Below are 20,278 nucleotides of genomic sequence, written 5' to 3'. Positions count from 1 at the left end.
ATTTTACTTGATCACCGTGAGCAAATTACCTGAGCTTATCCAGCAAAATTATCATTGTTCCCCCGAGGGACCAGGGCGCAAGAGCGAACGAGGCTGAACAGCCGTTCTTTGGCAGGAGAGTACGCTCCTATAGAAACGCTACATCTAGTTATTTACATGGCAGTTTTATGACCTGTCTAAAATATCAACCCCGGAAAACAGAGTTGATATTTGATTCATCAATTAAAATTTCCCTTTCAAGGAAGTACATTTTTAATTGTTAGTTAAACATAATTCCTGAGAATCTTCTCTTTCATATATGCAGTGTAGTTCGGTAACTCAGGGTAAATGAAGTCTCGAGTAATGCCATAACGTTCCAATTCTTTTCTAATAGCGGATACATATTTATATTTAATAATAACTTTTAAACAATTCTCGTTTGTGAAATTTTGTGAATCAAAGTCAGTGTCGGAAATGACATTATTGTCAGTAAAGTGCGACGCTTCAAAAATAGGTCTATTGATGATATTGGAAAATAACAGCAGTCCTTGCTGATTTTTAATTCTCTGGTTAATTGGTAGAGGGCTAATAACTTGTAACCGAGAATTGTGAATACTGATTGAACTATGGGGCTGGCTAAAATTAAAGCCATCTTCATCAGCAATTACGCGTAGCGTTTCTTCAATTTCACCAGCACTAAGTACATCTAAAGCATAGAGTAAAGCTGCGTGATCTGGATGGACCTCACCTTTGCACAGAAATAATTCTTCATTTAAATTGAATAAATCATGCTTGTACGCTTTAAATAATTTAACAGCTTCGGCAAAGGACTCATCATTCCCGGCACGCATGTGCGGTCTAATTAACTGATAAAAATCATGATATTTTTTTCGAGCATGATCCAATTTTGATAGAAAAACGTTGCTTGAGGTTTCGGAATACCCATCTTTCAGAATAAAGACAGCAACATCGGTATCTGGTTTGTTTTCTTCGGTGGCAAAGTATAGTGAGATTAATGGGTTTTTGGTGAGGTCGACTACGCGCGTTGGTAATTGATAATGCTGGGCCATAACATGCAGGTCGATATCATTCAACTCGTATCCTTTTATTATATTAACCTCAGAATACAGTACGAATTTATCTTTGAAACTATCAAATAATTCAGAAGCCAGCCTGGAATATGAAATTTTTGAAGCGAAATTAGGAGGCATACCTTCAACTGGATGAGGTTTGATGGCATTATCATTTAATAACCGACAAAGAGAAGATGCTATCCCCCAACTAGCATCTGATTGACCTCTGAAATATGATTGACGGTCATTATTTTGTTTCGCGACTTCATTGACGATTTTTAAAAGATCACCCACACAGGCAATTTCGTGCTTAAGCATAATTACTCCTTTTTTTAACGATTTTTATACACTCATCGCGTCCCTTGATTCAATTCTTTTAGAAGGAGACATACGTCTTATCGGCCAACAAACCTTTCCCCTTACAAAAATATTCAACATAAGTATGGTTATATTGAATTTGAAGCATGGTAGCAAGATTGTTCATCATCCTATTACTCAGCACAATGCAACTTCCACTCCTCGTTCATCGCTGCCCGTCAATTTTGGTTGCTCTGTCCCGGTATTCTGTGGGAAACAACCTAGTAATTTGCGAACAGGTAGTCAAGTAATATGCGAATACCCAGGTGGGTGATATTTCTGAGGGGGGTTACCGGCCCCGGTTAAGGAGCCGGTCATTTTACGGGTTAATCTATCTGCGGTAATTCCAGAATAAAATCACTTATCCCCCTTTTCCCTTTCTCTGCCGGGAATACAGGTATGAGGATGCCGTCTCCTGTACCGAAGTTGATGGTGATATCTTTCGTTTCCCCGGCAACCACGGTAATCCCGTTAAGGGTGATCCCGAATGCCGCATCCTTTCGCACTGACAACGTCCCCGTCTGAGGGCCAGTGACCAGCTCACCATTCTTTTTGCGGATGCTGTTCGTCTGGACGAACGCCAGGGGCGTGTTATCGGTGGCCTTCAGTGATGTGTTCACCGCGAGAGTTTTGATGTTATTAAATTCGATGAGGTTGTCAGGGACATACCGGAAACGACTGGCTTTAGTCGTCACGTTACCGGCCTCATCGGAGGCGACCACCGTCAGCGTATAAGAGTCGTCGTCGTCCGTAGATGGGAAAATGCGCGGATATTGCAACCCATTGATATTATTACCTTTATCATACCATCCTACTTTAACTTTATCACTGGTCGGCCCCCCCTCCAGGCTGACGCTTGTTATTGAGGGTTGTGTCATATCATCGGTGAGATGAATTTCCAGATTCTCAAGCCCTCTGACAAGTTGTCCGTCAGCTGGCTGGCCCTTAAACATTACGCTGACAATGGGCGGTGCCACATCATGCTTGATGGTGCCCGGGAGATTCGTGGTGGCCTGGTTGCCGTAAGTATCCGTTGCACTGGCACTGGCGGTGTACTGCCCGGAAGAAAGACTGCCTAAGAGAACACGACTTCTTTGAGCTGGAAATTGAGTGAGGTCACGCTGGCCGGTGACAGCACCTGGGCTTTACCTGAGCCATCAGTCAGTGTGAGGGCGAAACTGTTCGTCACCCACATATAACTGCGCCAGTCATTGACGGTATCCGCGTCCGTCACCCGCATAACGATTTGCTTCTCTTCCGGTTTTACGGTGACTGAATTGATAACGGGCGGATTGTAGTCCCAGTATGAGTAAAGATAAGAGCCTCTTCCCCCGAGCCCGGCATACGTATCCGTTCCGGTGATAATGATTTGTCGGGGATCGTATCCACGGTCGGTCAACTTGCAGAAGTTCGTAGTGAGAGTACAGCTGGTTTGATTAGGTGCAATGGTGCAACTGCCCACGTTATCGATATTGACCAGCTGGGTATATGACCTGACTTCAGTGGTGACTACCCCACTGTCTATACAGTCAGGTGATGTCATGAGGACCGTATCTCCGTCAGACCATGTATTTGCATTTTTGAGGTGAAAAATGCCTTTCACATAGCGGGGAGCTTCGCTGACACCGGGCCCCAGCGTAAATCTGAGGGTGTTAAAGGACAAATGATGCCTGAGACCCGCTTTGGTAAATATCTCGGAATAGTTGTAAGTTTCCGGGTAGCTTAGCGTGACGTTGATGTAGGCAAAGTCAGCATCAGAGCTTTTCCCCTGCCCGTACCAACCAAAATCAGTCCCGTTGAAATCAGCAGCATCCTGTTTTCGCATTTTGAAACGGAACTGCAAGGGATTGGCATAAATGGTCATTCCCGGAACGTAATCCTGCCAGACGCCTGTGGCCGCATTCTGTACCTGATACTGCATAAATGCCGGGACCGTGCGGTCGATGGCAGAGCGGTGCGTCACATCCCGATAGTTGCCAGCCTTATCATAGATCCGGAACCCCACGGTGTAATAGCTCTGGTCTTTGGGCGCAACCGCGACACCTGCGGCGATAGCAGCCGGAGCGAGAGCTTCTCCTGTCAGTGGATTCAGATCAGTTGGTACAGCCCTGCGAGTCCCTGCGTCATCAATAGCAAACCATTCCGCTTTACTCAGCCCGGAACCGGCATCTGAAAGCCTGGAAACTGACAAAGCCTGTGTCGCGGTGGTATTCCCGAACACATCAATACTGCCATTCATGAACCCGGCACGAATCCAGACTATCGGATCGGGAATAGAAGGCGCGGTAATGTCGATACTGAATGGGTATGTGGATGAGGAGACCAGGTTCCCTTTGTTATCCAGGGTGTCAGACTTCAGCGTAAAGGCCCCTTCCCCAAGGGTAGGAAGTACCAGCGATTTGCCGTAATACTCGGCACCGTCTATGGACGTGATCCGGTCGGCTACGGTAACCAGGCTGGTGGTGCCTTCAAACATCGAGGTTTTATCACTATCACGGGTAACGGTAACGCGTTCTTTCCTGTCCAGCCCGGAGATGAGGTTTAAGGTGATAACCCCTGAAGGGTTTAGAAATGCGGTGTCCGGTTTTGCGGTAACGAGCTTCCCACCCGTGTCGTTGTATGAATAATTGTAGAGCTGGGCCGAAGCCGGAGATGATAAATATAAACTTAAGCCTAGCGCTGAAATTATAAATTCCGACAGTTTCATTATCTAATTTCCCCCGTAATCAATATTGCTATTTTAACGAAACGTGAGGGCGGAATATTTCGCTAAAGGGCTATAATCAGAAGACTGTTTATTAGAGATAGGGAACAGGAAAGTTACTTTTTATTGGCGAGATTCGCTGCGAATGACAAAAAAAACGGCCTAATCATGTCAGGCATGAATAAGCCGTGAATTCTAAATCAACGCTCAAAGTGATTGTAGTTACACCACGCAGTAAATGGCCCGACCGTTTTCATCCCCCATGAAATGGCATGCACCCCTAAGTATTTCTCGCCTTGGCTCATCATGGCCTGCTGGTGGGCTTGCATAGCGCCTGTGTTGGCGAGTTCCGTGACGACCTTATCCATTGCTGATTTGACCGTTGAGCTGGCCTTTTTGTACTCAACAGAATCAGAAACATATTTTTGGATCTCAGGCCTGGCATCAGCAGGCGCAACATTGCTTGCATGCTTTGTCACGAACATGCTTGCGGCCACCAGAAGTGGCAGGCTTGTTTGCTGGCAGTAATCCATGACACGGGTTTGCTGATCTGACGTGTTAGCCATGGCCGGTGCAGTCATGACTAAACACAGAACCACAGCGGAGACTTTGAAGTTCATAATTATCCTTAATCTGATATCTGGAAAAACATCGTGTTAATAACAATATCACTTTTATTGCGTTAACTGACCCTGCCATATTCTGGAGGCCAGGTATAAAACTTATCCACAAAAACGGTGCATAACTCTGTGTCGGTAGTTGGGATAAGTAGCAGGAAGATGCATAGCGGCTGTCTGTACAAAAACCAGGCTCAGGCTCTTTTGTTAGCGCTGTGCCTGTATTGTTTATCGAAGCTCTTCAATATTGATCATGAACTCAGAAACACCGGTAACGCCAGATATGGCCGGAAATATCGGGAAGCTACGGCTGTCACCCAGGCCGAGATCCAACTGAAGATTTTTACTCTCCCCTGGCGCTGCGCTGACGCCATTAACGGTGACCCCAAATGCCGCGTCTTTACGTACCGTCAGTACTGCATCCTGTAGACCGGTTGCGATAGCGCCATCCTGTTTACGAAGTTGGCTGGCATATAGCACGGCCAGGGGCGTGTCATCTGAGGTTTTCAGTGCAGCACTGACTGCCATGGTTTTCAGGTTCTCAAGACGCACCAGGTTATTCGGGAGGTAGCTAAATTCGACACTGCTTTCTTTGACGTTATTCATCTCGTCTTTCGCCGTCACCGTCATGGTATACGTTTCGCCTTCATTCAGAGACGGGAATATTTTGGGATAATTAGGGGCGTAGAGATTGTTGCCAAGGCTGACCCATGAAAGCTCTACCGCATCCGAGACGGGCCCCCCACGCAACGTCATGCGAGCGAGAGTCGGCTTTGTTAATGCGTCAGAGAGTTGTATGCGAATGTTCTCCAGTCCATACACTGTCACAGAGCTGGAAATGGGTTTGTTTTCATAGCTGAAGTTGACCAGCGGCGGCGTGTTATCAACCGTCACCTGCTTGTATGCCAGGCTACCTGAGTTCTCGAATGAATCCTTAGCGTTGATCTGAACATCATACGTCCCTTCAGGAACCTTCTTCATGTCAAATTCATACGTGTAGTTCCCGGACGCCGTGTTACGCCCCGTTTGTTTTGCTGTCACGCTAATTTCAGCATTGTTCCGGGATTTATCCGTTAGCCAGACCCGGGCCAGATTCACATGATCGAAATAGGACCCGTCACCGGGTTGGTTCACATAGACCTGTAAAATGCTGTTGGCCGCATTGTAGTCAAAGCCGGTGACTGAAGGACCCAGTGTATGCCAGGCGATGTTTTCCCAGATAGGCTGGAAGAATGTGGACTCAGTCGTTGAGCGCACCTCATAGCCACTGTGCATGTATCCCGTAGTGCCTTTTACAATTGCCTGGGATACCGCAACGGTACATGTCGTGGAGCCTGCCGGAATATCACAGGAAGCCCCTCCTGCTATTTTCTGGTCATACGGTCGGGCCTGCACATTGAAGCGGATGTGCGTCAGGTTAACCGGCATTTCCGAGGCCAGAATATGGCGCCAGTTCACGCTGTTAAACCAGGTGCCGTCAGCGTTGAGCCTTTCAATTGCAGGATTTCCCCATGCAGGGCTTTTCAGTGATGCAGGGTCCCAGACAAGCCAACTGGCGTATTGAGCAAGATCTCCACCTGACCACTGATAGGTATTCACAGGGCGGTAATAGTTACTATCAAGACTTCCCTGCGGCAATTTTGCTTCCACATAGACATAGGTAGCATCTTCAGAAAGTACTTTCGCACCACCATAGTTATTCAGAATGCTGATACCGCCGTTTCGGTAGGGTTGCCAGTTTGCTTTAGGAATACGGATCACAAACAGATACGGATTTTCCAGCACGGTCAGTCCACGCTGAAATGCGACATAGCCCGAGGCAATGCCTGGCACAACACTGGTGCTCACTCGTGAGTCATGAACGGCAAAAGGGGTGTACTCCCCCATCTGGTCGTCATATTTAAACCGCTGAGGGGGAATGTTGAGGATATTTCCGGCATTGTCCGTCACGATAAAATTGAATGTGAACTCCTCATTCAAATCACTGGTAGGCATACCCGTTTGAGTGCCCATATCCTTTATCCAGGGGTAGAAAGCTCTTTTAGCGGCAACGTCATAGCTCAGGTTATTGTCAGAAACTACCGTACCATCGCTGCGTTTAATGACCAGCCGGATCTTGCTTATCCCGTTTGCATCTTCCAGACCATCAGCAAAAATGGAGAACTGCCCACTCCCGCCCCGCCCCAGCTCCCAGAGCGGTCCGGACAGGACCATGTCATAACCCGCGTTCTGGCTGGGATAGATAGTGGTATAGCGGGGAGCCGTGATATCGACGGTGATATGGTATGTCGTGGTGCTGACGATGGTTTGTCGGAGATCCAGTGTTTCATTTACGATGGTAAATGCACCTTCCCCCAGAGCAGGCAGAGCAACACTCTTTCCGTAATACTCCGTCCCATCGGTTGCAACCACGCGATCAGATACCCCGACGATACTGGTAACCCCGGAATACATGACGCTCTGGTCGCGGTCACGAATGACCTTTATACGCTCATAGCGGTCAAGACCAGAGATCAGATTCAGCGTTATTGCCCCGGCAGGATTAAGCAGATTCGTGCCGGATGGTTTAATGCTCGAAGCCACATTATTCGTATTCATAAACGAATAGTTAAAGACTAATGCGTGTGCCGGTATTGAAAGCGAGCTGACAGCTGCGGCAACTAGGTAACCAGTCAAATTTAGACGCATAGGGGTTTCCTCTGGAATTTGCCCTATTGTACATTTCGCACACTGACGAACCGTGCGCTTAAGGGATGCTATTTCCAGAGCTACCTTCCAGAATTCCGGGGCAAAAAAGTAACTTTCCGGATGGATGCTCACGCCGAACACAAATTAGAAGATAAATACTTTTTTAAATGAATTTTCGCAGGAGAGGCACTGAATGGTGAACAGGCTGTATGAAACAGCCTGGCACCGGACTTTTAATAATCGTCAGCGGATGTATTCCCCTCGTCATCCTGGTGAACGGAGTCATTGATAAAATTAACATCAGCCACCGGCTTCTTTTTAGCGAGACCAATTTCAAATTTGTCGATGGCGAATGTTGGTTCTTCATCATTTGCGTCTGACGGTTGCAACGGTTGATTTGTCATATTCCAGTCTCAGGTGATTCGTTGGATGTAAACTACACAGACAGTAATGGATGTATCTTCAAACTCATTCTTAAATTCATGTACCAGATCCCAGCTGAACTCGTCGCCCAGCAACGCATCTTCATGCCTGAACGATAAGGGTAAGACCGCAGCCATACACCCGCCAGGGGCAAGGTGCGTTGCCGCAGCCAGCAAATGAAGCCGAGCCCGGTTTTCCGAAAACGGTGGATTAATAGCAATGTGACTGAATTTCTTTCCAGGATTAGCCTTCGACCATGCCAGAAAATCAGCCTCTTCAACATCAAACCCTTTGGCCTTCAGGATCTGCGCATTCAGTTGATCAACCTCAATACAGTGAATGGAGTCGGTTTTTGAAAATGACTGTAATAAGGCACCCTGGCCTGCACTCGGCTCAAGTAATGTATCGCCCTCCCCCATGGAGAGTAAACCGGCAACGTAATCGCTGATTTTCCGTGATGACTGATATAACTGATGAGCAACCTGATCAGGCATCGCTCCGACCTGCGATAAATAACGCAAGATTTCATCCGGGCAATAATCCATGTAAACGTAATAGTTCTCGACCCTGGCCCCGATTGTACGGAAAACATCATGAAGAATAGTGTCAGTCCCTTTATCCAGGGATAAATATCCGCCTGAACGAAATGCTGCCCAACACTTTTCACGTTCGGAGTAAGAAAACTTCATCTCACCAAGTTGCATCCTGCTGTCGAAATCCAGCACGTTTTTCTTTAACGGGAACTCACGTGCTTGCTTGAGTTTTTCCTTGTGACGCTCTGCTGGCAATGCCAGGGGAACGAATGCCGAAAGAATATTATTCATCTGCTCGGCCAGTGTTTGATTTATCTCAATATGCATGGAGCCGTTCTTGTAAACCCGAAAGCGGACCGCATAGCCATCAATATCAATCCATTGCCTGAAACCGTATTGATGAACACATCTTTCTACGAGCCTCGCCGTATCAAGGACATCACAAACCTTGCTTTGCCGGAAAAATGCACAAACCACCCGGAGTTCACTCAGGGGTTCGATATTCCTTGATTTAAAATCAGGCTGGCTCGGTCCATTAAATCTTTTGACCATTTCGCACACACCCGTAATGATCATCCTTGTGCTGAATCCAAAGGCTTTATTCGTCTTATGTGAGCGACTCAGGCTCGTAAACACCCCGTAAACACGCTCTCGCATAAATTGATTGCGGTCATTGAGAAGACCCATAACGGTTGGGATGACTGCCTCTGCGGTAAAATCAGGAATAACCTGTTTTGAACCGTCACGCATGGAATAACGGTCGAAACAAAATTGCTCATTCCATGCTTGGCGTTTTTCTGATGTCATAACAGACAGAACATCAGTCAACGCCATGACGCGTTTCCAGTATTCCGAACGGAGCGAGTACTCGGCGCACAGTTCACTCTTTTCGGTGATCGAGTGGTCATAACCCGATAACAAGCTGTAAAACTTCCGTACAGACTGCCTGCGGAATAATTCCGCCACAGACTGTAGCTCCTCACGCTCCTTGCTAAACTCAGCAACCAGACGCTGGATGATACCCATCTCCTCTCTCATTTCTGGCAGAGAGTCTTGCTCGCTTTTGACGGCAGGCATTAAGTGGCGGCAGGATTGATCGGTGTTCAGTGGAATAATGGCGTTACTTGTCATCAGGCTTACCTGTAGGTTCAAATATCATTGAATCCAGGATAACCCAGGTCGAAAATTTGTTAATAGCCTCTGGCGCAGCAAAAAAAATGGGCCCCCAAGGGGACCCGAATAAGTACTGGAACTGACTTTTTTTATAATGGCTACATGGATGTGATTGAGACTTTCTCGTCAGGCAGCTGTCTGATCATGCTCTTGCTGGTCATCGCTTTCCGGTTCACTTTCATCCTGGACCTTTAGTCGTTTACGCTCTTCTTTACGCAGTTGTTTAGCTGCGACATCACTAATCGTATCCCGAACAGTCTGGAACATGTTAAGGGTCTTAAGACTGATGTTTATGGTGATTTCTTTGTCTGAATCCAACGTTGTAAAATCAACATCCTTTAGCTGTGGGAAAAACTGTTCATTTAGCATTTTGATACTCTCAACAGCCTGTGTCGCCAGCGTAGGTGGAACTCGTGGTGATTTAATTGTTGATGGTCGTACACGAAGAGCACCGTTACTACTGCGAGGAACCTTAATCCCCCTGTCAGCGGAAGCCTGAAGCACCTCTAACTGCGTACGGATGTGATCAATTGCTTTGGACTCTCCCAGGCTATCTACTAACTCGAGAACGAAGAAGTAAGAAACAACACCTGAGTGAATGTATTTTTTTAATTCAACAGGCAGACCCGGTAAGCGCATCATTTGTCTGATGGAAGAAACCTGACGATTCTCACGAATGGCAAGCGATTCCAGCGTCATTCCACCCAGCGTATTAATGAGGCGAAGGTATGAGGCACCAATCGCCACGGGAGATAAGGCCATTCCCTTATTGCCATTGAGAGTCTGCATCTCAGCATCAACTTCATCCATCTTGAGTTGATTGCAGAGGAATGTGATCTGATGCCCTTCCGATACCGCTTCCCGCGCTGCGTGTAACCGGCAATGCCCCTGACGAACGGTGACAACTCCATCCACAATAACGACTTTTATGGGTTCTACATAATCACCATTGATATAGGCCATTTTGATATTGTGGATGTGCTCAGCCACTTCCGGGAGAAGGTAGTATTCTTCCCCCATGCCCATCTCACGCGTGTTAAAGCCTGGCGTGATGGCTACTATTGTTGGATCAATGAGGAAAGCATTAAAGTCTGGAGCCGACTGGCACAGACCAAGGTTTACATCACGAAATTGCTTAAGAGTAGAAATCACTTTCCCGGAGCCAGTAGTGTTTGAAAACTTGCTGGTAACGTTGGCATTGTTCGCGGTTTTTAAGGTTTCCATATAAAGACTCCGATTATTTCATTTCTTAGTTTCAATAAAACGGAATAGTACACGAACAGGAAATTACTCAATTTCGCTAAGAAGCGAATTTTTCGTACTTAAGCGAGTTTCTTTTTCAAAAAGTTACTTTTCGGGGTGATTTTGATGAAAAACAGGGTGAATGTGTGAGGTGCATCACGTAAAAAAACCAAATCAAATGGAGAATCCTTGCTAAAAATCCAAATTTAAGAAAAACAGCACGTGATCAGCTTCGCAAAAATGAAAAAAATCAACGCGCAGGCCCTCCATCTTCCCCACTCAAATGACAGAACTGCACAATTATTTTCATGCAGCTAACCCCCTTAGGATTTCATCGACCTGTTATAAGCTGATAGCCATCAACTCAATAAGAAACGTTGGCACCAATGAATTATCCAGAAGGAACCCCACTGCCACTTCATCAACCCATGCTTAAATGGGCTGGCGGCAAAACTAAACTGATGCCGTTTATCAGACGCGTGTTCCCCATGGACCCAGCCAGAAGATGGGTAGAACCATTCATCGGCTCTGGCGCAGTTTTCCTGAATGTATTCGCAACTCATGCCCTGCTTTCTGACAGTAACGATGACCTCATCAATTTCTATAAAACCATTCAGACGAAAAAGCAGGAGTTTATCGCGCAAATAACGGCGCTCTCCGAGATCACATTTGATAAGCCTGGTTATTACCGGCTCGTTGAAGAGTTTCAGACTACTGAGGATAAGACCCGCAAAAGCGTATTGTTCTATGCGATTAACCGCCTGTGCTTTAACGGCCTGTGTCGTTACAACCAGAATAAGGAATTCAATGTCCCCTGGAATAAAAAAAACCACCTGGAGCCAAATTTTCCAAGACTCGACTATCTATCGTTCCGACTGTCAGGTATCGAGTTAGTCACCGCTGATTTTGAACAGACGCTGGTGGCCGCGACCGGTCATGATCAAATTTATTGTGACCCTCCATACATCAAACTTAAAAAAGACAGTTTCACAAAATATGACGGGAAAGAGTTTTCAGAAGTCAGCCATACCAGACTAGCTGATCTGCTCGTTGCGGCCCATGTGAGAGGCGCACGTGTGGCGATATCAAACAGCGATACCGAATTTGCTGTTAATTTATACGAAGAACGAAACTTTAAGATCCATCGCCTTTCGGCGTACCGTTCAGTTGGTGCCAGTTCTGGAAGTCGCCAGGCTGTTTCTGAAATCCTGGCTGTTCTCGAGTAGGGCAAACCCGCCCGGGTATTTGCATTACCTGCAATACCCAATGTGACCGGGAATTTGCTGCACACCGTGCATCAATCAAGCTGAATCTGTCACCATGTAATAATCATCCAGGTTAGTACGCCGTGGTTCCGAATAGCTATACAGGCTCAATTCTTCTATCCGTTTATCTTCCCCACTCCCATCAATAAGATATGAAGCCAAACCCTGATGTGAGAGTTGAGAAAGTAACTTTTCAATCCTCCTGTTAGTCAGCCCTGTGGCTAAACTGATTTCCGTTATCAGGTGACTGGTCTTGTTGGACGTCGATACAAAATCATACAGAGCTGGCATGCCTTTGAGCTTGGTATTCAGATACCTGATGACTTCCTGCTCAACCAGTCCACCATAGATATCGAGCAGTAAATGAATCGTTGCGGGGAAAGTTAATGAGTAAGTATCGGTTCTCACACATCTTTCGATTGACGTAATAAAATGAAATTGATGACTCTTGGTAGAATAGGGTTTATATGTGCAGGTTGTAGCACTTAGGCATGACAATAACTCTTCTATATCAGCCTTGTTGATAGTCCAATAACTGCCAATCTTAATTAAGCCTGAACGTGAAATATCATGGGCAATTTTCCTAGCCATACACACCCAATCTTTAACAGTTAAACGAATCCGTAATGAAGAAGCATTAAGGGTAACGTCAGGGCCAGTGTGTTCGTAAGGAGCTGGTGCCCGATTGCATTGATTGTGTATGGCGATTAGTAATGAGAATAAAACATAGCCACTTTTGCGGTGGCAAACTGGTCCAGAAAGTGTCAGCTTTCCGGGCAACTTTTCGCATTCCTTCACATCCCCCGAGCGCAGATTAAACCCTGAACCAGGGATTGTGACATTTCTTTTAAATTTACTGGATGAAACAAACCGTGATGTTGAACTAATGATCCCTAAACTAAAGTCAGAAGTACTGATGGTCATTATCCCGCCCTTTGCATTGATTTAAATTTATTGAGTCAGAATCAGGTGCTGAAATGAATCTTATAAAAACAGTGTTTTTAATAATAACATTGTTTTTTATTGAGAAATTTCAGTTAACCCATGTTTCAGATGAGGATCGATATGCCGGAAAACAAAATACCAGGGAAGAAGGGGATGGCGAAGCCAATGTAATGCCGTGAGTGGGTCGGCTCGACAGAGCCCAAAGCACTCCTTTGCTTGAACTAGGTTGTTTGAGATGCAATAGCAATATATGCACAGGGTTGACTATTCAATTCACCCACGAATTTCACCAGACCGGTAATGACATACTTAGTACCTAACAAAAATGACTGCTGATTAGGGCCGTATGCAGCAAAAAGCCCCTCACTTGTTGTTCCTGAGAAAATATAATAAGTGGCTTTAGTTGTCTTATTAACACGAAATACACAATCAGTAAATACGATGGTAATCTTAATCCTGTCACCCTTAATATATTTATGGGTAAGAGCTAAAACAACCTCTTCTTTAGATGAACTAGCAGGCGGCTTTGGTGCCAGAGAGCAAAATACCTCATACTGCTTTTCTGACAGAAACAATCCAGAATCTAACTGATTTAACAGACTCGTAGAAAATGAGTTTTGCTTACCATTCCTGAGAGCATCAATGATATCTGAATGTCGCTTTTTCCAGGATTCCTGATCCGGATTGCTATCAAATACTGATTTATCGTGCCCTAAGCCAAGTTCATTCCATTCATACAAGCGCTCTTCTAAAGGGCCAGTCGTTCCGGAACCTGAGCAATGTGAGCAGATCGCTTCCATTACAGCGCCTGCGCCATTGCAGCTATCGCATTCACGTGAGATTAAACCATAGTAGTAGCCATCCAGCCTGGAATTAACGATGATTCCAGGCTGGATTAAGTGATAATCCTTAGTGAAAAGATATACAGCCATCGACTACCCCAGTTTGCTAATTTTAACATTCACTTCATCAAGTGACTTAAGTACAGTTCCAACAAAAGCATCATGCCCCCCATCGACATGATCGAATCGGACACCATCATCAATTTGAGCTTTTCTTTCTAAAAGAACCTTCTGTGCATCATTAAGATGCCCAATTGTGTCAATCAAGGTCAGCGGGGTTGTGCCAAACAAAATACGTTTCATAGTGTCTCCAATAAACTAGCTGGCAAGCATTTGCTGGATTTCAGTGACTTCTGTAACCTGTTCTTTGGTGAGGAATAAAGCTACATGTTCATTACTTAAAAGATTAGCAAGAAGCCTGAGCTGATTCTCAGATAATTTAAGACAAAGCCCATCACCGTTTTCTGAACAATGCTCTTTGGAAACATGTTCGAAATGAGAGACGAATTTTTTGTCCACTTGTAACTCGACGACTGTTTCATCACAAGGCTCGGCCTGTTTAATTTCGTTAGTAATTTTTAAAAAGCTACTTTTTAAACGCTCTGTTTTCTTTTTTGACAGCACTCGGATGCCGAGTGATTTCCGTGTCAATTTTGCGTCTTTCTCTTTTACAGGCTCAGCCTCTTGATTTTCAGCAACCAAATCATCATTTGGAGTAGTAATGCTTTTCTCATTTGACTTTGTTGGCCTTGAAACTACTGAATTTGAATGCTTTGTTTCGGAGATAGTTAAAACTTCTGCCGTGGCAAGGCTATCAATATCAGGAAATACGGAACGAAGGTGTTCCATGACTTTATTGTGATCGTTTTCATAACGCAGCATAATTTCAATTGCTAATGTCTTCTTAATACGATTAAACGAAAGCAATACGAGCAGCGGCTCAGGCATTTCCATAATCTTTAATGTATTCCTGATGGTGGTGATTGACCGCTGATATCTTTGGGCCAACTCTTCGACCGAATAACCCAATGTAAGAGCTCGTTGCAGTGCAAAGCCCTGGCTAACAGGATTGAGGGCGTTACGTTGATTACCATCAATATTTTCAAGGTACTCTTCACCATCACATAATCCGGTAATAAGCATCACCTTGAATTTTTTAATGTCAGCGCCCTCTTTCATGGCCTGCTTAAGCGCCATTGTTCTGCAATGGCCTTGCCTGACAAAATATTTATTGTTGTGTTTAACGACCTTGATAAGCTCAACGCTTCGCCCTTCTTTGTAGGCAAGTTTAATGGCAACAATAGTCGATTTTACTGGTTCCAGTGTATAACACTTGTCGCCAATAAATGCCTCACGAGGATTGAACCCAGCCTCAATTAAAAGCTCATCGGGATGAATTTCAATAATTGTAGAAATGATTTCTTTGTGCATAAGTGTTCTCCTTTTAAGAGATCATACACACAATGTTGAAAATGCTAATAGCAATTCTGGAAAGAAAGTAAATTAATGAAACTACAAAATCCTACTGTAGTTTCATTAGATTCTATTTACGAAGGTCATAAATCTTTTGGAAAAATTCGCGAGCATCTTTAGTTTCGGTCAGAGCTGCATCTTCACATAGACTCTTGATGCGGTTAAAGCGAATGAAGGTTAACTTCTGATCACCTGAATCTTGTGAGTATTTTTGAATTTTTAGATAGATACCATTTAACCATTTCTTTAGACGCACGAGGAACTGTAAATCAGTTTCAGATTTGGTTCTTTTCGGGCGACGAGCTAAGGAAGGTTGTTGAATTTCTGAATTCTGTGTTCGTTGTAAGGTATGGGAAAAGTTCTTGAAAACAATTTTATCTACGTCTTCAGCTTCAATAAGCTCAAAAGATACCCGTTCTGTTTTTTTCAGCTCTAACATTAGCTCAAGCACTTCATGGTAGTCACGAGCTCTTATTGTCTCTTTCTGCGGTTTAGCACGTTCAATGATTCGTTTGAGAGTTAAATGTCTATTTCCGCTTGCTGGAAGAGAATTAATAAATAACAATACAATTCGCAGTAATTCACTTTTATATTTCAGAAGAATATTCTGATCGATAGGAATAAGGTAAGTGGAAAACATGACAAAGAATGTCCGGCTTACAGAAACCTGTACGGTATCTTTCTCCTGATCAATAATGTAGCTGCTTATCAAATCATAGACAGCTTCCTTAAGTCCCCCCTCTTCTTCTACTTCAGCGCTAACTTCAACGTCCGGGTCCTGTTCATATCTTTCAGCCTGAAGTAATTTCTTGTTCCGAATGACGATGACTTGTTTTTTAATGTCTCTCATCGCTTCAATGATTTTTTCCCGCTGCTTCATACGCTTGTTCTTAGCGCTAACACCGGAGTAATCCATGAATTTGGTAAAGGGTATGACAATCGTTCCTTCACCTTTGACCAACTCTGCTTTACTTGTTTCCCTAAAACATCTGACGATGGCATTCCACACAATAAAGTGAAGAGAGTTCATTGTAGGACCCTCTATATGTACTGTGTCGAACCCTTCGTATCCCTGGGCCGAAAACCTGCTAATGATATCTTTACCCGACTCGTGGTCTGTAAGGTCAGTTGACTTGTGATTGTGCCGACCAGCTACAAATAATGGAATTCTTAGCAGGACTAAGGGATGCGATTGCACCTCTTTAGGAAATTTATTATTTTTTCCCATGATGCCGTCATCAGGGATCAACTCGCTCAGTTCATCATTGAAGTCTTCCGGTTCCAGAACACCAGTGATGACACCATTCGAATTATTTTCAGGTTCTACCTTAACTGCGGATACCGGTACTGATTCAGGCTCTTTGACAGGAGACGACGAAGGCGAAGCAACGGAGGTTACTACTGGGCCATCATTGATTTGATTTGCTGTATTGGCCGGGACCTTTTCATCGTCAGATCTTTGTTCATCAACAGGCTTTGTTACTTCACTGCCTTTATGCAGCTTTTCCAGGATCGCGACCACTAAATCCTTTTGCATTTCAGGATCATTAGCGAAAGATGCAAAGATCTCTTTGTTTAACCTGGCTTGTACTTTGGTCACGAGGCTTGATAACAAAGCCTCATAAAAGACTTCGTCGATATCAGCCTGTTTATGTCCAAACCTAGTTGTTATGAATGAATCGACTATTGTTGAGATATCCATCTAAAACCTGCTGGTATTGCATTTGTTTTGTTGTACCTGATTGTACACAAAAACAAGTGGGATGAATCAACATCCCGAGCATTTTGAAACAATATGAAACACTTTGCTTAAAATGTTTCGATATTGGAGCGATGAAAATTCACTATCCAAACAATTATGTTTTTTCGGAAAGTAACTTTTGCATCCCTATCAGAGTCCGTGGCCTAAATCATGAACAGTAGATGGACACCTAACCAAATTTCGTTCACTTCGGCATCACACATCACTTTCCTACTCTCTTTTTAGTAGCCTTCAACAATGCCAGTTCGACGGACATTTATCTACCTACCCCTTTCTTGCCAATCTGACGGACACTTATCTCATTAGCCAAGTAGACGGACACTTAATAGAGGCGCAGCGGGTTGAGGGGGGGTTAACTTTAGTTGAGTGGTCCGGACAGCAGTTAGAAAAGTGTTAATACAACAACTTCAGAAATCAAAGCGGATGAGTTAAAAAGTACCAGTAGGAAGGCTATTTATTGATAAAAAGTACTTTTTCCACATAAGAATAACGTTATTAACTTTGTTAACGTGATCACATTAAAAAGCATTTAACAGTGTAAGCCAGTCAGAAAAAGTAACTTCCGACCCTTTCATTAAGCGCAAATTCGCCCGTTCATGTAACCATTACCATGTGAAACTGATATTAGCATGCAGCCAAAGTGTCCGACTTCCAGGTTTTCGAGGGTGACAATCACTTAAGTGTCCGTCCTCTTGGTTTGGATAAGTACGTTTAGAGATAAATGTCCGTCTACCTGGTTAGGGAATACCGTTCAATGATAAATGTCCGTCTAGTCGGCTAGATAAATACTGTTGAATGATAAATGTCCGTCTACTTGGCTAGATAAATACTTTTCAACGCTAACTGTCCGCCTGCTCGGTTTAAGTGTCCGTCATCTTGGTTAGAAATCTACTAACAACAGTTAAATGTCCGTCAGCTCGGCGGGATACTACGTCCCCTCTCATAAATGTCCGTCCAGTTGGTGAAAACTGTACTTTCAAACCTAAATGTCCGTCTGTTTGGTTAGATGTATAGGCCAGAGGACCAGACAATCAAATCATTTATGCATCTGTAGATCAGTTCGACCATTTAAATGTCCGTCTATATGGTTTTTATGTCCGTTCTGGCAGCTAAAGATTTAGCCTCAATCAGACAGAATGGATGGTCGTTTCTTAGGAGAGTTAATTCCATAAAGCTAAGAAAAAGGATACCAACACCTTATCAACAACCTAAGTAACTGAAAAATATAGAACCTGTGGATAACTATGGAGTAAGTGTCCGTCATACCGGTTTAACCAGCCGCTTCGTTGGTATAAGTGTCCGTTCTCATTTCGAATCGTCCGTCTGCATGGTCACAGTGTCCGTGAGTTTGGTCAAAGTGTCCGTCCGCCCGGTTCAAAACACACCCTAATCCCATGAATTAAAACAACAAATCAGCATGGAGATCAGTTGAGATCTGTTTGAGATCTTTTAGAGATCCTTTTGAGATCTAAAAAGAGAGATCTTATTAAAAGGGAACAAAATTTAATCAGGTTTTTTTAAAGTTCTTTTTTAAAAAATTATGCGTCGAAATCGTTAGTTTTCAGCTCAATCCTTTCCCTCGTACTAAAGCGAAAAAAATCGGGGTCTATCCGATCTTGAGCCAGAAAAAAGATAGGTACGATATCCCTGCTTTCGTTAACCCACTAACTTTCGGAGTCGATATGGAACTTACGTTAAACAAAAACTTTGCGACTGATAAAAAGCAGACCGTAAATAAAACCAAAGCACTCAACATCACGCTGTTAGTCATTCTAACTGTTTTGACTTGTGGTTTCGCCTATGCAGGTTCTGATGATGGTGCTCTTGGTGAAATTTGGTCATACCTTAGCGAAGGTTTGACAGGAGCCCCAGGTAAGATCCTCGCCGCTTGCATGCTCTTCTCATGCGGTTACTTTTCTGTTCTGAAACCAAACCCAGGTCTGGCCGCAGTTTCGTTCCTCATCATGCTGATCATTGCTAACGGTGAAAAAATCATCGGCGGATTTATGGATGCTGGTGTACCGCTCTAAAAGCTCCCGATTCTAACGAGGGGGCTAGCCCCCTCCTAAGGTAATTCATGACAGAGCATGCAGTACCAAAACATAGTTACCGTTTTCCCTATCGGATAAACATGCCTTTGCTCATTTTGTTCTGGGATGCCAAGCAATTGGGCCTTAGTTTTTTACTGTGTGCATTTGGTAATATTTTTGACTGTTTTACCATCGCAACCGTAATTGCAGCGATTTACTGGGTAGCCTACAAAAAGGCTGCTGAACTAGGGATTCGTGGTTACCTGCGGCATAAAGCGTGGTGGCTGGGATTCCTGCCGGGAAAAACGGTATTTAGCAGTCGCTACTTTAGTGACCCATTTATTCGCGACCTGTATTCCTGAAATCACGAATACACCATAAGGTTGAATATGAATATTTACGAAAAAATAAAAGCCATTCTCTTTAAAAAAGAGGCGAGCGATAATACTCCCGAAACTGAAAACCTTCAGAAAAGTACTCAGAAGAGAAATGGTCGCTTTTTGGATACCCGCTCGCACATGAGCCCGACATCGAAAAGCTCACCGGCTGGGATCGCTTATGGTGAATTGATAAGCCGGAATACAAAAATCATTAATGCCAACATACTGGCATTAGTAATTATTGCTGGGTTAGTCGGGAAAGAAATTTTCCTGGATAAACCAGTAACTGTAGTCATCCCTCCGAATATGAACGAAGAAATTCGAGTGATTGGTAATAAAGCCTCTGAATCCTACAAGACTCAGTGGGCCCTTTTTTACAGCACTATGTTGGGGAACATAAACCCAAAAAACATTCAATTCGTCATGGATTACATTATCAAATCACTTTCTCCAGAGCTTCAAGGTCGGATTGCTGCGGAATTACAAAGCCAAATAAATATCATGCAAACAAGGGGGGTCGATCAGACCTTTACTCCGATTGATATTTATTTCGACGAAAAAAATGACATGGTCTATGTCTGGGGAACTAAAACTACGAAGTTAACGAATGTTTCTGACAAGCAAGAGACGTCGAAATGGACTTATGAGTGGGTTATAGGCTTACGCCAGGGTATGCCACGAATTGCCTATGCAAACCAGTATGCCGGTACACCAAATATCAAAAAAATAACGATAAATGGTAAAGAGCAACTTGAAAAACTGGACAATCCGCCAACCACATCCGGGGAATAG

Annotated in this window: 17 protein-coding genes and 1 pseudogene; 5 read left to right on the top strand and 13 right to left on the bottom strand. The window is 44.2% G+C overall.

The genetic code is table 11. The annotated features are described in order from the left end of the window. Window positions 1–263 precede the first annotated feature (263 nt). The 8 genes and pseudogenes from DY231_RS24315 to DY231_RS24290 all read right to left on the bottom strand — a co-directional run bounded on the left by DY231_RS24315 (window position 264) and on the right by DY231_RS24290 (window position 10,771). Window positions 264–1,370, bottom strand: coding sequence for an FRG domain-containing protein (locus tag DY231_RS24315; protein WP_115632064.1), 1,107 nt, complete (start codon window positions 1,368–1,370; stop codon window positions 264–266). 365 nt (window positions 1,371–1,735) lie between these two features. After that, window positions 1,736–2,425, bottom strand: a pseudogene (locus DY231_RS25475) (Ig-like domain-containing protein); the annotation flags it as partial. Between the two features lie 59 nt (window positions 2,426–2,484). Beyond that, window positions 2,485–4,116 carry a DUF4165 domain-containing protein gene (locus tag DY231_RS24310; protein ID WP_256682730.1) on the bottom strand — a complete coding sequence of 544 codons (1,632 nt, stop codon included), beginning with the start codon at window positions 4,114–4,116 and terminating at the stop codon, window positions 2,485–2,487. Between the two features lie 197 nt (window positions 4,117–4,313). Then, the gene (locus DY231_RS24305) at window positions 4,314–4,733 is read right to left on the bottom strand and encodes a hypothetical protein (protein ID WP_115632063.1); all 420 of its coding nucleotides are present in this window, start codon (window positions 4,731–4,733) and stop codon (window positions 4,314–4,316) included. A 225-nt stretch (window positions 4,734–4,958) separates the two neighbouring features. After that, a complete protein-coding gene (locus DY231_RS24300; RefSeq protein WP_115632062.1) occupies window positions 4,959–7,418 on the bottom strand; it encodes an Ig-like domain-containing protein in 2,460 nt (819 codons plus the stop codon). A gap of 233 nt (window positions 7,419–7,651) precedes the next feature. Further along, window positions 7,652–7,822 carry a hypothetical protein gene (locus DY231_RS25265; RefSeq protein ID WP_166672009.1) on the bottom strand — a complete coding sequence of 57 codons (171 nt, stop codon included), beginning with the start codon at window positions 7,820–7,822 and terminating at the stop codon, window positions 7,652–7,654. A 9-nt stretch (window positions 7,823–7,831) separates the two neighbouring features. Further along, the gene (locus tag DY231_RS24295; protein WP_115632061.1) at window positions 7,832–9,505 is read right to left on the bottom strand and encodes a DUF4942 domain-containing protein; all 1,674 of its coding nucleotides are present in this window, start codon (window positions 9,503–9,505) and stop codon (window positions 7,832–7,834) included. Between the two features lie 168 nt (window positions 9,506–9,673). Beyond that, window positions 9,674–10,771, bottom strand: a complete 1,098-nt coding sequence (locus DY231_RS24290; protein WP_115632060.1) for a DNA-binding protein — start codon at window positions 10,769–10,771, stop codon at window positions 9,674–9,676. Window positions 10,772–11,175: 404 nt separating this feature from the next. On the opposite strand from DY231_RS24290, the gene DY231_RS24285 reads away from it, so the two are divergent. Then, window positions 11,176–12,015: a DNA adenine methylase gene (locus DY231_RS24285; protein WP_115632059.1), complete on the top strand. Its 840-nt coding sequence runs from the start codon at window positions 11,176–11,178 to the stop codon at window positions 12,013–12,015. Between the two features lie 75 nt (window positions 12,016–12,090). On the opposite strand, the gene DY231_RS25170 is transcribed toward DY231_RS24285, so the two are convergent. Next, window positions 12,091–12,978, bottom strand: coding sequence for a hypothetical protein (locus DY231_RS25170; protein WP_147295670.1), 888 nt, complete (start codon window positions 12,976–12,978; stop codon window positions 12,091–12,093). A 53-nt stretch (window positions 12,979–13,031) separates the two neighbouring features. On the opposite strand from DY231_RS25170, the gene DY231_RS25260 reads away from it, so the two are divergent. Continuing rightward, window positions 13,032–13,178 (top strand): hypothetical protein, encoded by a 147-nt coding sequence (locus tag DY231_RS25260; protein ID WP_172588751.1) that lies wholly within the window; start codon window positions 13,032–13,034, stop codon window positions 13,176–13,178. A gap of 42 nt (window positions 13,179–13,220) precedes the next feature. Here the strand turns inward: DY231_RS25260 and DY231_RS24275 are convergent, their stop codons facing one another. The 4 genes from DY231_RS24275 to DY231_RS24260 form a co-directional block, all read right to left on the bottom strand. Next, complete coding sequence (locus DY231_RS24275) at window positions 13,221–13,931, bottom strand: DnaJ-like cysteine-rich domain-containing protein (protein ID WP_115632057.1); 711 nt, start codon at window positions 13,929–13,931, stop codon at window positions 13,221–13,223. A gap of 3 nt (window positions 13,932–13,934) precedes the next feature. Next, entirely contained in the window at window positions 13,935–14,144 is a 210-nt protein-coding gene (locus DY231_RS24270) for a hypothetical protein (protein ID WP_115632056.1), read from the bottom strand. 15 nt (window positions 14,145–14,159) lie between these two features. Beyond that, on the bottom strand, window positions 14,160–15,272 hold the full coding sequence (locus tag DY231_RS24265) for a ParB/RepB/Spo0J family partition protein (RefSeq protein WP_115632055.1): 1,113 nt from the start codon (window positions 15,270–15,272) through the stop codon (window positions 14,160–14,162). A 112-nt stretch (window positions 15,273–15,384) separates the two neighbouring features. After that, window positions 15,385–17,016: a hypothetical protein gene (locus tag DY231_RS24260; protein WP_115632054.1), complete on the bottom strand. Its 1,632-nt coding sequence runs from the start codon at window positions 17,014–17,016 to the stop codon at window positions 15,385–15,387. Window positions 17,017–18,758: 1,742 nt separating this feature from the next. Here DY231_RS24260 and DY231_RS24255 point away from each other — a divergent pair. From DY231_RS24255 to DY231_RS24245, 3 genes are read left to right on the top strand one after another with little or no spacing between them, the layout of a single operon-like run. Next, window positions 18,759–19,106, top strand: a complete 348-nt coding sequence (locus tag DY231_RS24255; protein ID WP_115632053.1) for a pili assembly chaperone — start codon at window positions 18,759–18,761, stop codon at window positions 19,104–19,106. Window positions 19,107–19,153: 47 nt separating this feature from the next. Then, window positions 19,154–19,468, top strand: a complete 315-nt coding sequence (locus DY231_RS24250) for a type IV conjugative transfer system protein TraL (protein ID WP_115632052.1) — start codon at window positions 19,154–19,156, stop codon at window positions 19,466–19,468. A gap of 27 nt (window positions 19,469–19,495) precedes the next feature. Further along, window positions 19,496–20,278 carry a TraE/TraK family type IV conjugative transfer system protein gene (locus DY231_RS24245; protein ID WP_115632051.1) on the top strand — a complete coding sequence of 261 codons (783 nt, stop codon included), beginning with the start codon at window positions 19,496–19,498 and terminating at the stop codon, window positions 20,276–20,278.

The organism is Buttiauxella agrestis (genome assembly GCF_900446255.1).
Lineage (GTDB): Bacteria > Pseudomonadota > Gammaproteobacteria > Enterobacterales > Enterobacteriaceae > Buttiauxella > Buttiauxella agrestis.
Note: the sequence above shows the minus strand (reverse complement) of the source record. Positions and strands in the feature narration are given on the sequence as shown.